General features: G+C 29.8%; 13 protein-coding genes and 1 other RNA gene. 7 read left to right on the top strand and 7 right to left on the bottom strand.

Annotated features, from left to right (window positions below; all coding sequences use genetic code 11):
* Window positions 1–152: 152 nt before the first annotated feature.
* Together ssrA and L8V88_RS03510 are read right to left on the bottom strand one after the other, a co-directional pair.
* Window positions 153–511: a transfer-messenger RNA gene (ssrA, locus tag L8V88_RS03515) on the bottom strand.
* 1 nt (window position 512) lies between these two features.
* Window positions 513–923: a histidine phosphotransferase gene (locus L8V88_RS03510; RefSeq protein ID WP_263726821.1), complete on the bottom strand. Its 411-nt coding sequence runs from the start codon at window positions 921–923 to the stop codon at window positions 513–515.
* Window positions 924–1,010: 87 nt separating this feature from the next.
* Here L8V88_RS03510 and ruvB point away from each other — a divergent pair, with 87 nt between their 5' ends.
* Both ruvB and L8V88_RS03500 read left to right on the top strand, forming a co-directional pair.
* Window positions 1,011–2,021: a Holliday junction branch migration DNA helicase RuvB gene (ruvB, locus tag L8V88_RS03505; RefSeq protein ID WP_039619088.1), complete on the top strand. Its 1,011-nt coding sequence runs from the start codon at window positions 1,011–1,013 to the stop codon at window positions 2,019–2,021.
* Window positions 2,011–3,054, top strand: coding sequence for an AI-2E family transporter (locus L8V88_RS03500; protein ID WP_263726819.1), 1,044 nt, complete (start codon window positions 2,011–2,013; stop codon window positions 3,052–3,054). The genes ruvB and L8V88_RS03500 overlap by 11 nt, the downstream gene beginning before the upstream one ends.
* A 6-nt stretch (window positions 3,055–3,060) precedes the next feature.
* Here L8V88_RS03500 and L8V88_RS03495 read toward each other — a convergent pair whose 3' ends face one another.
* Complete coding sequence (locus tag L8V88_RS03495; RefSeq protein ID WP_263726817.1) at window positions 3,061–4,362, bottom strand: MFS transporter; 1,302 nt, start codon at window positions 4,360–4,362, stop codon at window positions 3,061–3,063.
* A 76-nt stretch (window positions 4,363–4,438) separates the two neighbouring features.
* Between L8V88_RS03495 and L8V88_RS03490 the strand changes: the two genes are divergently transcribed.
* Window positions 4,439–5,056, top strand: coding sequence for a non-canonical purine NTP pyrophosphatase (locus tag L8V88_RS03490; protein WP_263726815.1), 618 nt, complete (start codon window positions 4,439–4,441; stop codon window positions 5,054–5,056).
* A gap of 24 nt (window positions 5,057–5,080) precedes the next feature.
* On the opposite strand, the gene L8V88_RS03485 is transcribed toward L8V88_RS03490, so the two are convergent.
* The 3 genes from L8V88_RS03485 to L8V88_RS03475 are packed head-to-tail and all read right to left on the bottom strand — an operon-like array spanning window position 5,081 to window position 8,811.
* A complete protein-coding gene (locus tag L8V88_RS03485; protein WP_263726814.1) occupies window positions 5,081–7,546 on the bottom strand; it encodes an efflux RND transporter permease subunit in 2,466 nt (821 codons plus the stop codon).
* The gene (locus L8V88_RS03480) at window positions 7,546–8,115 is read right to left on the bottom strand and encodes an ABC transporter substrate-binding protein (protein ID WP_263726812.1); all 570 of its coding nucleotides are present in this window, start codon (window positions 8,113–8,115) and stop codon (window positions 7,546–7,548) included. Before L8V88_RS03480 ends, L8V88_RS03485 begins: the two co-directional genes overlap by 1 nt.
* A gap of 9 nt (window positions 8,116–8,124) precedes the next feature.
* On the bottom strand, window positions 8,125–8,811 hold the full coding sequence (locus L8V88_RS03475) for a VacJ family lipoprotein (RefSeq protein WP_263726810.1): 687 nt from the start codon (window positions 8,809–8,811) through the stop codon (window positions 8,125–8,127).
* Between the two features lie 220 nt (window positions 8,812–9,031).
* Between L8V88_RS03475 and modA the strand changes: the two genes are divergently transcribed.
* The 4 genes from modA to L8V88_RS03455 all read left to right on the top strand — a co-directional run bounded on the left by modA (window position 9,032) and on the right by L8V88_RS03455 (window position 11,518).
* On the top strand, window positions 9,032–9,778 hold the full coding sequence (gene modA / locus L8V88_RS03470) for a molybdate ABC transporter substrate-binding protein (RefSeq protein WP_263726808.1): 747 nt from the start codon (window positions 9,032–9,034) through the stop codon (window positions 9,776–9,778).
* Window positions 9,775–10,164, top strand: coding sequence for a hypothetical protein (locus L8V88_RS03465; protein ID WP_263726806.1), 390 nt, complete (start codon window positions 9,775–9,777; stop codon window positions 10,162–10,164). Before modA ends, L8V88_RS03465 begins: the two co-directional genes overlap by 4 nt.
* On the top strand, window positions 10,158–11,012 hold the full coding sequence (locus L8V88_RS03460; RefSeq protein WP_263726804.1) for a sulfate/molybdate ABC transporter ATP-binding protein: 855 nt from the start codon (window positions 10,158–10,160) through the stop codon (window positions 11,010–11,012). The genes L8V88_RS03465 and L8V88_RS03460 overlap by 7 nt, the downstream gene beginning before the upstream one ends.
* 191 nt (window positions 11,013–11,203) lie before the next feature.
* Entirely contained in the window at window positions 11,204–11,518 is a 315-nt protein-coding gene (locus tag L8V88_RS03455; RefSeq protein ID WP_214125741.1) for a DMT family transporter, read from the top strand.
* 10 nt (window positions 11,519–11,528) lie between these two features.
* Here L8V88_RS03455 and L8V88_RS03450 read toward each other — a convergent pair whose 3' ends face one another.
* Window positions 11,529–13,181 (bottom strand): 4Fe-4S dicluster domain-containing protein, encoded by a 1,653-nt coding sequence (locus L8V88_RS03450; RefSeq protein ID WP_263726803.1) that lies wholly within the window; start codon window positions 13,179–13,181, stop codon window positions 11,529–11,531.
* Between the last annotated feature and the right edge of the window lie 64 nt (window positions 13,182–13,245).

Genomic DNA, 13,245 nt, shown 5'->3' with positions numbered 1-13,245 from the left:
ATAATGTAATTTAAATTTAGAATTAATAAAGACCTCACTGCCTATCTAAAAAGAAGCCTTCCTTGAAGTCTTATCAGTAGCAAGGAACCTTTGATGAAATTATATTATTAAAATATTAAATTCTAATAAATTGATATATGAAAGATTAAATTTGGTGGAGACGAGGGGAATTGAACCCCTGTCCAAAAATAAAACAACCACGGCATCTACATGCTTAGCAAAGGTGAAAACTTCATCTAGCCAAACTCACCTTCCAAAATTTCAAGCTAGACTAAGACTTTAACTTCAATTAAAACTTGTCAAATTTCAATCTACACTATCAAAAATAACCAAATTCTAAGCTAGATAGTATCACTTAAAATTCAGGCTCAACTGAACTTACGCAGCTTTAGCGTAAGCAGGAGCAAATTTAACGTTGTTTGCGTTTAATTTTAATTTGAGCTTTATACGCTTTGCTCAAAGCGACATGCCACCAAGGCCACTCTACTCCTGTCGAAGCCAAGTCGTCCCCATTATTTAGAAATTTTATCAGGAACATTTGCAATTTGAGGGTTAAATACGCTTAAAAAAGAAGCATTTTTTTCATAATCATTGCAATATCTATCAAGCTGCTCACCCACTAAAAACATCCAATCCACAAATTCATCGCTAGCAGGACCATCAAATTTAGCTGCTTCTTGCATAATTTCCTCACAGAATATGCAAAAATTTGCAATCTCATCTAAATTTAATCTTTTAGCAGCCCAAACTACGTTGTGGATATTTTGCTCTAAGTCTTTTAAAGCTTCTTTGTATTTTGAGCTATCACTGCTTAGCTTTACTATCAAAGGCTCTAAAACATCGCAAAGACTTCTAAAAAAATACAAAAAACGCTCGATTTCTTCAAGCTCGTAATCTAACTCTAATTGCTCTAAAATTCCCATAAAAACTTCTATAATCTAAGTTTAAATGTTTATTTTAGCAAATTTTAGATAAAATTAAAATTTCTTACAAAATAAAATGGAAAAAATATGGATAGAATCGTAGAGATTGAAAAATTCTCCCCTGATGAAACTTATGAAACAAGCCTTAGACCTTCAAATTTTGACGGCTACATAGGACAAGAAAACATTAAAAAAAATTTAGAAATTTTCATCAAAGCTGCTAAAAAAAGAAATGAATGTCTAGATCATATCCTTTTTAGTGGGCCTGCAGGACTTGGCAAGACAACTTTAGCAAACATTATCTCATATGAAATGAATGCAAATATCAAAACTACCGCTGCGCCCATGATAGAAAAAAGCGGGGATTTAGCTGCGATTTTAACTAACCTTAGCGAGGGAGATATTTTATTTATCGATGAAATTCATCGCTTAAGCCCTGCCATAGAAGAAGTGCTTTACCCTGCTATGGAAGATTTTCGTCTTGATATTATCATCGGTAGTGGCCCTGCTGCACAAACAATCAAAATCGATTTACCTAAATTTACACTCATTGGTGCTACTACAAGAGCAGGTATGCTAAGCAATCCTTTACGCGATCGCTTTGGTATGCAATTTCGCTTGGAATTTTATAAAAATGAAGAACTTGCTATCATTTTAGAAAAAGCAGCTCTAAAGCTTAATAAAACATGTGAAAAAAAAGCTTCTTTAGAAATAGCCAAACGCAGTCGCTCAACCCCAAGAATAGCATTAAGATTGCTTAAGCGTGTAAGAGACTTTGCTGATGTAAATGATGAAGAAATTATTAGCGAAAAAAGAGCTAAAGAAGCGCTTGATTCTTTAGGGGTAAATGAGCTTGGTTTTGACGCGATGGATTTGCGGTATTTAGAGCTTTTAACTGAAGCTAAAAGAAAACCTATAGGACTTTCTAGTATAGCCGCAGCATTGAGCGAGGATGAAAATACCATAGAAGATGTAATAGAGCCATATTTACTAGCAAATGGCTATATAGAAAGAACAGCCAAAGGTCGTATTGCGAGCTTAAAAAGTTTTGATGTTTTAAAATTAAAATACAACAAGGGTTTATTTGATGAAAAGTAGTAATTTTTTCTTGATTAGTTTTATTTTGATCATTTTATTTTGGGTACTTTTTTTATTTAAACCTTTTTTGATGAATATAGCCATAGCAAGCTTAATGGCTGTTTCTACTTCTAATGTTAATGTTAAATTCTTAAATATTTTCAAAGGTAAAAAAGTCGTTGCTGCAGCAGCTACTACTGCTTTTATGCTGGCTTTATTTTTTATACCTTTTGTATATGCTATTATAGAACTTGCAAAAGCTGCAAAAGGTTTTGATATAAGCTATTTTCACAATACCATAGAATATTTTAAAAATTATTCTTTGCACCTACCTGAATCTTTAAGCTTTATAGAACCCAAAATCAAAGAAACACTAGCAAGTATTGATTTAAATTCTATCTCTAAAAATGTTTTAACCTATCTTTCAAGTGCAACTAAATTTGGCACTAAATTTCTAACTGATATGGTGTTAATTTGTGTGTTTTATTTCTTTGCTAATCTGTATGGAGCCCAACTCATTGGCTATATAAAAAGCATAGTGCCTATGAAAAAAGAAGAAACTCAAGGCATTTTAAGTGAAGTGAGTAATGTAATGTCTGTTGTGTTTTATTCTATGGTGCTAAATGCCATTTTACAAGGGGTGCTTTTTGCTATCATTACTAAATTTTATGGTTATGATGCGATTTTAATGGGGATATTATTTTGCTTTAGCTCTTTAATCCCTGTTGTAGGTGGGGCCTTAGTTTATGTGCCTGTTTCTTTATATGAATTTGCAAATAACAATCTAAGCGGTGCTTTAGTGATTTTCATTTATAGCGTGGTAATGATATCTTTTATCGCAGATACTTTAGTAAAACCCTATATCATTAAATGGATCAATGAAAAACTTGTTCAAATTCCAACACAAATTAACGAACTTTTAATTTTCTTTGCGATGATAGCAGGAATTTCAAGTTTTGGCTTTTGGGGTATTATCCTTGGACCTGCTATTTTGACTTTCTTTATTTCTACTTTAAAATTATATGTGATTTTAAAAGAAAAGCATTTTGTATAAAAGCGATTATTTTTCAATAATCGCTAAAATTTCTTCTTCGCTTGTAAGTTTTTTATTGTATTTAATCACTAAAAATTTAGAGTTTTTATACACATCTAAAACTCCATTTATGCCTTTAATATTATTTAAATCATGTTTTGTTTCTAAAGATAAATAGACATTTTTAAAATCTGCCGGACTTTGTAAAAACAAAAGCAATACAAACCAAATTACAGACAAAGCTATCAAAATAAAAGCAAGAGAAACTAAACTAAAATGGTGTAAAAAATACCCTCCAACAACACCACCTAAAAAGCTTCCAAAATAGCCAAAAGCATTAAACACACCCAAAGCTGCGCCTTTTTCATTTACCTTAGCAAATTTACTCGCACAACTTTGCATAATAGGCTCATGCAAATTAAATCCTATAAAAAATACTACAACACCCACCATAAACACTAAAGCATTATGCGAAAAAACAAATATAATATAAGCAATGATAAAAAACGCCACACCTAAAAGCAATATCTCTTTACTTAAGCCTCTTTTTTCTCCCAACGATCCTGATAAACCCATAGCTAAAAACCCAAGCACCATAGAACTAACATAAACATGCCATAAATTCTCACTTGGGTAATTAAACTCATGCACCAAAACCAAAGGAATACTTAAAAACGCGATACTCATAAGCATTTTTTGCATACAATTAGTAAGATTCATCAAAGCTAAGTTTTTTTCTTTTAAAAGTTTTTTTAATGGGGTTTTAGTATTTTCATGTACTATTGTATGCTCTTTTGGCACAACGCTAAATAAAAGCACGATACAAATTAAACTCAAAATAGCACTTAAATCAAACAAACTTGAAAGTCCAAATTTAGCACTCATTAAAGGAGAAAGCACCAAAGAAGCTGCAAAAGAAAGTCCTATAAATGAACCCATGATAGCCATAGCCTTGCCGCGATTTTCTTCATTGATAAAATCACTTATCATAGCAGTAGCTACTGCTCCTATGGCTCCTGCACCTTGTAAAAGCCTTCCAAACATCATCGTATAAATATCATCAGCATATGAACACACCAAAGAACCTATGATAAACACCACAAGTCCTATTAGCATAGTTTTTTTACGCCCTATTTTATCTGAAATGATTCCAAAAGGAACTTGCAATGCCATTTGAGTTAGAGCATACACACCTACTAAAAGCCCTACTAAAAACTCATTAGCTCCTTTTAAATTTAAAGCATATAAACTTAAAACCGGCAAAACTATAAACAATCCAAAAAATCTAGTTCCTACAATAAAAGACAAAGGTAAAACGGTTTTTAACATCTTTTCTCCTTATAAAGGATAATTTTACTATGATTTTGATAAACTTTTTTTAAAGTCAAAACAAAAAGAGTAATTTATGAAGAAAAAATTAAAAATCATTCTAGCAACTTCTAACGCACACAAAGTAGAAGAAATCAAAAAATTTTTAACTACTTATGAAATTTATGCCTTAAATGAAATCATTACCCCTTTTGAAGTCATCGAAGATGGCACAAGTTTTAAAGAAAATGCTTTGATAAAATCTAAAGCCATTTTTAATGCTTTAGGAAAAAAACAAGACGAATTTATCACCTTAAGTGATGATAGCGGTATAAGCGTAGAGGCTTTAGACAATGCACCAGGGATTTTTTCTGCAAGATACTCTCAAGAAGGCACTGATGAGGCCAATAGAAACAAGCTCATCCAAGCCTTACATGAAAAAAATCTACATCAAAGCAAAGCTTTTTACACTGCAGCCATAACCATAAGCTCAAAATATGGACATTTTAGCACACATGGATATATGCATGGCCTTGCTATTGATACTCCAAGGGGTAATAATGGCTTTGGATATGATCCTTTATTTATCCCAAAAGGTTTTGATAAAACCTTAGGTGAATTAGATGAGCAAGTAAAATTAAAAATTTCACACCGCTCACAAGCACTAATGTTTGCTACTTATATTTTAAGAGCATTAGAAAAAATGGAGTATTAATGAAACAATTTATAAAATATATGCTTATTGCTTTTGGGCTTTATGTGATTTGGATGTTGCTTTATTATAATTTTGCTTAAGATAATGATAGCTTAAAATAAAACTTGGTAATAAAAAAAGCGAACCAAACAAAAGCAAACTCATAGCCAAAACCGTAAGTAAGCCAAAATAAATCGTTGGGATAAAATTACTGCTAATCATCACTAAAAAACCTAAAATAATCGTAACACTAGTATAATAAATCGCACTTCCTATACCCATATGTGAAGCTTTTATAGCCTCTTCTAAGCTTTTATGTTTTAATTCTTCTTTAAAACGATGAATATAATGTATCATATCATCAACCCCTATTCCTATACAAATAGCAGCTATGGTAATACTCATAATATCAAGTGGTATATTGAAAATACCCATTAAGCCAAATACTAAAGCCAAAGGTATGAGATTAGCTAAAATTGCCACAAAAGCATAAACAAAACTTCTAAAAATCACCACAAACAAAGCAAAAATCACAAGCACCACAAAGGCTAAAGTGTCAAATTGTGATGAAAAAAGACTTTGAAGCATATTATTATACAAAGGCATAATACCACTGATTTTAACCTCTACATTATCATTTTGCAAAAGTTCTTTTAAGTCTTTTTCAAGCTGTTTTAAAAAAGCATCGCGTCTTAAATTTGGATCACTATCTAGCATACGCACGCTAAATCGCAACTCATTATTTTCTACACTTACAAAAGGGGTTAAAACTTGCTTTTTAAAATTCTCATCTAAATTTTCATATAAAAATGCTAAGGCAAAATCATCTAAAGCCTTACCATCATTAATGCTTTTTCCAAGCTCTAGCAAACTTTGCAAGCTAAGCACAGAGCCTACATATTTTTGCTTACTTAAAAACTCATGAACCTTAGCAGCTATTCTTGTTTTTTCACTACTAAAAAAATACCTATCATCTTTGGCCAAATCATCAAATTCTTGTTCAAACTCATCTAAACTTTCATTTTGTTTTAGATCTTGCTTAAACTTAACAATCACATCTAAAGGCATAGTTCCGCCTAGTTCTTTATCTATAATCAATAAACCTTGTTTAATCCTAGAACTATCTTTAAAATAACTCACAAAGCTATTTTCTACTTTGATTTGTAAAATTCCATACAAAGCAAAAGCTACACAAAATAAACTTATGCCATAGATAATTTTTCTATGTTTTAAACTTGCATTTGCACAAAAACTTAAAAATTTCAATGAATTTTGATTAAGCTCTTTAAAATTTAAACGCGGCATTAGTACCAAAATACTTGCAAAATAAATATAAGCTAAAACCAAACTCACGCTAATACCAAGGCTCATCATAATACCAAGTTTGATAATAGGCTCAATATCTGAAAAGACAAAACTTAAAAACCCAACAACTGTAGTTAAAATAGCAAAAAAACTAGGACTTGCTTTATCAAGCAAGGTTGAGAGCAAAAGCTTATAAACGCTAGCTTTTGAGTGTTTGTGTAAATTTTCTATAAAATGTACGATCAAATGTATCACAACAGAAACGGTGATAATAAGCACTAAAGCTACATAGTTTGAAGACACCACAGTAATATCAAATCCCAAAAGTGCGAAAATCCCGCTTGAAGTAAAAAGCGAAACCACACAAATTCCCAAAGCCAAAAACACCAAGCGCAAAGAGCCAAAAAACCACCAAAGCGCTATAAATAAAAGCCCTATTAAACTAAGACCATAAATTTTTAAATCACTTTTTACATAATTAATCATATCATTAGCGATCATTTCTACACCGCCAAGGTGCAAAAAGTCTCCATTTTGACTATATTTAGATACTATTTTAGTAATTTCTTCTAATCTTTTGGCACTAAATTCTCTTGAGTTTTCTTGGTGTTTTTTAATCAAGGCTCTAAAATGCTCTTTTTCATTTTCACTTTTTGCATTATCTCTTGAATTAATCAAGTCATTATAAACAAGATCAGGTGCTAGATAAATCAAAATTCCTGTTGTTTTTCCATCTTTTGAGATGATATTATTTTTATAAAAGGGTTGGTTTAAAATTTCTTTTTTAGCTAGATTAACATCCACATCTTGACTAAAAATATTAGGTATATTTTGGATAAGCTCTTTTAACTCTTTACCTTTAGAACTTGCAAGTAAAGGCGCATTAGTGATAGAAAATACCTTTTGCACACCATTGATTTTTTCTAAATCAAGAGTTAAATTTTTTATAGTTTCTAAATTTTCTTTAGCAAAAATATCTTTATCTTTAGGAGCAAAAGCAAGCATTAAAAAATTATCATTGCCATAACGTGCTGAAACTTCTCTATATAGTTTCAAACCCTCATCATGCTCTAAAAGCAAGCTTTCAGCACTTGCATCAACACTTAAATTTTTAGCAAAAAAACTAAAAAATATACAAAAGATTAAAGTAATCCCCAAAGTTAGCTTTGGGAAATTAAGAAAGATTTTTAAAATTTTACTTAGCATTATTTAGAAAAATCAACACTAGAAAGCTTTTCAAGCAAGGTTTTAAAATCGCCATTTTGTAAGACATCTTTAAATTGTGAGCGATAAGTTTGTATGATACTTATGCCAAAAATATCTACATCATAAATTTGCCAATCATTATTTTTATCATAAAATTTAAAAATTACAAAATTTTCTTTGCCATCTACTATCATAGAAGTTTTCAAAAAAGCTCTTTTATTTTTTTCTTCTAAATTAATCACTTTTAATTTTTGAGAATCATACAAAGCAAGCTTATCTGTGAAACTTTTTTTAAGGTTTTTTTCAAAAGCTTTGTTAAATTCATTTTTTTCATTTTCACTTAATTTTTCATATCTTGTAGAAAGACTAAGTTTAGCCATAAGCTCATAATCAAAAACACCATCAAATAAAGCAAAGATTTTTTCCGCTGCTTTAGCTTTATCGTTTTTATTTTGATCTAAAATTTTTAAGCTCTCATCAATTTTTTCTTGCATAGTTTTAGAAATATCTTGCAAATTTAGAGCAAAAACAAATACTACACTAAAAAATAATACTATGATTTTTTTCATTTTATCTCCTTATTTGATGAGTTCTTGGCGTCTTTGTTCATACGCATCGCGTATAAAAGTATAATAATCTACACTATTTTGGTAAATATCATCTATTTTTTCATACTCAAAACTTAATTCATTAAGTTTTAATGCAGCATTTACACCCACACCAACCCAAAAATTCTCAATATACCCCTCAGGCACCATAAACCAATTTACAGGTAAAGCTAAAGCATCTCTTACATTATAAGGACCTAAAAGCGGAAGCACTAGGTGTGGTCCACTACCCACTCCCCATTTACCCAAAGTCGTTCCAAAATCAGCCTCATAACTTTTTAAAGGAGTTTTACTTGCACTATCTAACAAACCAAATCCAAAAATCATATTCACACAAAATCTTCCAAATTCCTCACCGGCTTTTCTAAATTCTAAACTTAAAAGGTGATTGATAAATCTAAAAGGCGATCTTGTGGTATCAAAAGCATTTTTTACCCCTGTTCTTATAAAACTTGGAGTAATACTTTTATAAGAAAGTGCAACCGGTCTTAAAAAATAAGTATAAAGATCATAATTAAACTTACTCATAGCTTTATTATAGGTATAAAAGCTATCTTTGACTTCTTTTTTTTGATATTCTTGTTCAAAATCTTCAAAGTCATTTGCTAAAATCAAAGTGTTAAAAAATAAACACAAACTTAGTATGTATTTTAACAAGCTTTTTCCTTTTAAAATTTCATAAATTAAAATCTTAAATTATACAAAAATTAAAATAAATTTTTACATTAAAATGCTTTTAAAATATTCTTTAAAAAAATTAAAATTTTTTATTTGCTTATGAAATAAGTCTTAGAAAATATGCAAAAAATACAAATTTATTTTTGCTTTTAAAAATAAGCTATAATTTTTTCAAAATTTACTACTAAAAGGATAAAAAATGAAAAAAATTTTCACCCTACTTTTTTTGTGCATTTTTGGTTATAGCGCTGATGTAAATATCGCTGCAGCTGCAAATGTAGCTTATGCTTTTAAAGCCTTGCAAAAAGAATTTCAAAAAGAAAACCCTGATATTAGTATCAATGTAAGCTTAGGCGCTAGTGGAAATTTAGTCTCACAAATTAAAAATGGTGCGCCATTTGATATATTTATGGCTGCAAATATGAAATTTGCACAAAGCTTGTATGATGATAATTTTGCTAGCACAAAACCTGTTATTTATGCTCAAGGAGCTTTAGCTTTACTCAGTGTTAGAATGGATTTAAGCAAAGGATTAGACACACTTAAAGAAGAAAAAGTAAAAATCATCACCATAGCCAATCCCAAAGCTGCTCCTTATGGTCAAGCTAGCATAGAAACTTTACAAAATGCTAAAATTTATGAGCAAACAAAAGCTAAAATCATCGAAGCAAAATCAATAGGAGAAGCACTTACTCAAACATTAAAAGCAGCCGATGTGGGTTTTATAGCAGCAAGTGCTTTATATGAAGATACGCTAAAATCTTATAAACTCCAAGAAGGAAAAAATTATATTTTAATCAATCCAAAACTTTATAAACCAATCAATCAAGGTATTATCATCACTTCTTATGGTAAAGATAATGCCAAAGCTAAGAAATTTTATGATTTTATTTTAAGCAAAAAGGCTAAGGAAATTTTCAAAGCTTATGGCTATAATATCCCATGATTAAAGCTAAAATAAACACTATAAAAAATCATGAAAATATAAACTGGGTAGAATTTCTTATAAATAAACATAAATTATATATGCTTGCTTTAGAACTTGATGAAAAAGCAAGCATTGATCAAGAAGTTTTACTTGCTTTTAAAAGTAGCGAGTGTTTGCTTAGTAAAAAAAATTTAGAAAACTCATTTTTAAATACCTTTTATGCAAAAATCATTGATATTTTTCAAGGACAAATCATCACTATCGTAAGATTAGAAAATGAAATTTGCACTTTTGAAGCTCAAATTAGCACCCATGAGTTTTTAGAACAAAATTATCAAAAAAATGATTTTGTATTTGCTTATGTACATCCTAGTGCTTTATTTATCAAAGAGTATTTATGCTAAAACTTGACTTTGAAAAAATCTTTAAAAATAAAGAAAAAGAATTTAAACTTAAGGTTAAATTTGAAGTTAAAGAAGGGGATTTTTGTGCTATTTTTGGAAAAAGTGGTAGTGGTAAAACTACGCTTTTGAGAATTTTAGCAGGTTTTGAAAAAGCACAAGGAATTTGCACTTTTAATAATACGATATTTTTTGATGATAAAAACTTTCTAAGTCCACAAAAAAGAAAGCTTGGCTTTGTTTTTCAAGATTATGCTTTATTTGAAAATATGAATGTAGAGCAAAACTTACTTTTTGCCAAAAAAGATCTAAAATTTGCTAATGAACTTTTAGAACTTTTAGATTTAAACAAACACAAAAAAAGTCATATTTTAGAACTAAGCGGGGGACAAAAACAACGCGTAGCTTTAGCAAGAGCTATTATGCAAAAACCCAAACTTTTACTTTTAGATGAGCCATTTAGCGCCTTAGATAATGAGATAAAACTACACTTGCATGATTATCTTTTAAATATACATAAAACTTATAAAATCACTACTATTTTAATCAGTCATGATGTAAGTGAAGTTTATAAATTGGCTAATAAAGTCATTGTTTTAGAAAATGGAGCCATTATCAAAGAAGGCTCGCCTAATGAAGTTTTTTTAAAGACACAAGGCTCACAAAAATTTGCTATAAAAGCACGCATTTTAAAACTACAAAAGCAAGATAGCATATTTATAGCCATACTTGCCATAGGTAATCAAATCAGCCAAGTAGCACTAAGCCCTTTAGAAGCTAAAGATTTTAAAGAAAATGATGAAGTACTTTTAAGTCAAAAAGCTTTTGCGCTAAATTTAACTAAGATATAAAAAACAATGCTAAAATAAGATAAATTATTGCAAGGTTATAAATGACTTATGGACTTTTTATCTTAAAATTTTATACTAGCTTATGGACAAAATGGAAGATAAAAACTGCATATGGTTATTTTTTCTACGCCATAGCTCCACCTTTTATCCTTTTGTAGTTTCATTTTTAAATTAATTTAAAAGGATATAAAATGCATTGGTTAGTATTAGCAATTAGTATAGTTTTTGAAGTGATTGCAACAAGCTCGATGAAGTATGCAAGCATAAGTAAAAATAATCTTTATTTAATCGTTTTTGCGGTGTTTTTTTCATTTTCTTTAGTAGGTTTATTTTATGCTTTGAAAAAAATTGATTTAAGTATAGCTTATGCAACTTGGGCAGGTTGTGGTTTGGCATTAGTTAGCGTGGTGGGATTTTTAATCTTTAAAGAGACAATTACTCTTAATAAAATCATTTTTATTATTTTAATCATCACTGGAGTGGTGGGATTAAAACTTAGTGCTTAAGCCTTTTGGCTTAAAGCACATTCATACTTTGTATCATCACTTTTGCTTTACATTCAGCACAGCAATATAGTGTTTTTATCTTAGCTTCATCACCCATAAATCTTGGCTTCATAATGCTAGCGATTTTCTCAATAGCTTTTTTAGTAGCAAATTCTTTTCCACACTCTACACAAGCAAAAAGTTCATCTTGGGCTAAAACCATAAAAGAAAAATACTCTTTTTCTAAATCTATCCCACTTCTTTGAAGTATCAAAGTATCTTTTTCAGCACAACTTGCCTCACAATATCCACAGGTAGTACATAAGCTTGCATTAAATTTCAAAGAATTATCCTTAGCATCAGCTACTAAAGCTCCTACATTACAAGCTCCCACACAAGAAAGACATAAGGTACAGGTGTCTGTATTGATAGTGATTTTTCCATAGCGTATCCATTCTTTGCTTGGAATATTGCCTAAATTTTCTTCTTTTATAAGCTCTCTTAATCTTATAGCAAAATCTTCTCTTTTTAAAAGCGCAGGATTATAAGATATAAATTTAAGATTTTCTATAAAATGTGCTTGATTTATAGCCTCTAAAAGTTCTTTTTCATCTTTAGCTAGAAAAATTGCATTTTGTTTAAATTTTCTTTGAAAAATTTCATTCATCAAAGCTATCACTTCTAAAGCACCTTGCGATAAGCCATCGCTATAAAAAATCACACTCGCACCACTTGTTTGAAGCATAGCTAAAAAATGCGCTTGATCAAGATAGTTTTCGCCTTTAATCATAAAAGGCATTATATCTTCTTTTAAAGCGATGTTTAAATTTTCTATAGGCATTTTCTCAGGGATTATTAAAATGATTTTATCTTCATAAAATTTTAAAATTTCATAAAAGCTATTACGTGGCATAGGTGCATAATCAAGCGCCCCACTAGGACAAATTCCTACACAATCACCACAGCTTAAACAATCCACATGAGAAAATTCTAATTTTCTTTGCTCATCATCTTTTAAAATAGCCACACTAGGACAAATTTCAGCACATTTTCCACAATGAATACTTCTTCTTTCATGGTATTGACAAATGCTATCATCATAACTAATATAATTTCTAAATTTATATTTTGGAGAATTAGAATTTAAAAGTTTTATAATTTCTTCTTGACTTAAAGTAGTTAAATCATAGCAACCACTTTGTTGATCAAAACTTTCTTTTTTTACATCATATAAGAAAAAATCACAATCAATCTCTACTTGCTCATTATCTTTTAAAGCTATCACGCAAAGCTCGCCCACGCAACCTAAAACACCCAAACATTGCTCATTGTTTAGTTTTAAAACCTTGTATTCTTGTTTTTTTAAACTTTCTATAAGCTCATCTTGATCCTCATTGCTTACAATAATTACATTTTTACCCACTTCTTTGGTGTATTCTAAATCAAGTCCTAAATCATAAACTTTAGATCTAATCTTATATAAAGACTCAATAGTTTTGGCTTTTTTAAGCACATCATCTTGTGAGTTTTTAAGGTAAAAATTAATCTCAGGCGCATAAACTTCAGGGTTTAAAAGCTTTGAATTTCCTATAAAAACTTCTTCATTACAGGCTTTTTGAACTATACTAATATCATCACTTAGAGGAATTAAATCTTTATTTTCTAAAAATACAAAATCTTTCATAACACTCTCTTTTAAATTTTTTAATCTTAATTATATAAATTTCATTATAAAAAAGTTATAATTT

Origin of the sequence: Campylobacter sp. IFREMER_LSEM_CL2101 (genome assembly GCF_025771825.1) — a bacterium.
Classification (GTDB): domain Bacteria; phylum Campylobacterota; class Campylobacteria; order Campylobacterales; family Campylobacteraceae; genus Campylobacter_D; species Campylobacter_D lari_C.
The sequence above is the reverse complement of the archived record's forward strand: the minus strand, read 5'-3'. Positions and strand labels throughout refer to the sequence as shown.

Coding starts and splice junctions, on each gene's coding strand:
- L8V88_RS03495 (WP_263726817.1), bottom strand. CDS start 4,362: ATGTTAAAAACCGTTTTACCTTTGTCTTTTATTGTAGGAACTAGATTT.
- L8V88_RS03460 (WP_263726804.1), top strand. CDS start 10,158: ATGCTAAAACTTGACTTTGAAAAAATCTTTAAAAATAAAGAAAAAGAA.
- modA (WP_263726808.1), top strand. CDS start 9,032: ATGAAAAAAATTTTCACCCTACTTTTTTTGTGCATTTTTGGTTATAGC.
- L8V88_RS03500 (WP_263726819.1), top strand. CDS start 2,011: ATGAAAAGTAGTAATTTTTTCTTGATTAGTTTTATTTTGATCATTTTA.
- L8V88_RS03485 (WP_263726814.1), bottom strand. CDS start 7,546: ATGCTAAGTAAAATTTTAAAAATCTTTCTTAATTTCCCAAAGCTAACT.
- L8V88_RS03465 (WP_263726806.1), top strand. CDS start 9,775: ATGATTAAAGCTAAAATAAACACTATAAAAAATCATGAAAATATAAAC.
- L8V88_RS03480 (WP_263726812.1), bottom strand. CDS start 8,115: ATGAAAAAAATCATAGTATTATTTTTTAGTGTAGTATTTGTTTTTGCT.
- L8V88_RS03455 (WP_214125741.1), top strand. CDS start 11,204: ATGCATTGGTTAGTATTAGCAATTAGTATAGTTTTTGAAGTGATTGCA.
- ruvB (WP_039619088.1), top strand. CDS start 1,011: ATGGATAGAATCGTAGAGATTGAAAAATTCTCCCCTGATGAAACTTAT.
- L8V88_RS03510 (WP_263726821.1), bottom strand. CDS start 923: ATGGGAATTTTAGAGCAATTAGAGTTAGATTACGAGCTTGAAGAAATC.
- L8V88_RS03490 (WP_263726815.1), top strand. CDS start 4,439: ATGAAGAAAAAATTAAAAATCATTCTAGCAACTTCTAACGCACACAAA.
- L8V88_RS03450 (WP_263726803.1), bottom strand. CDS start 13,181: ATGAAAGATTTTGTATTTTTAGAAAATAAAGATTTAATTCCTCTAAGT.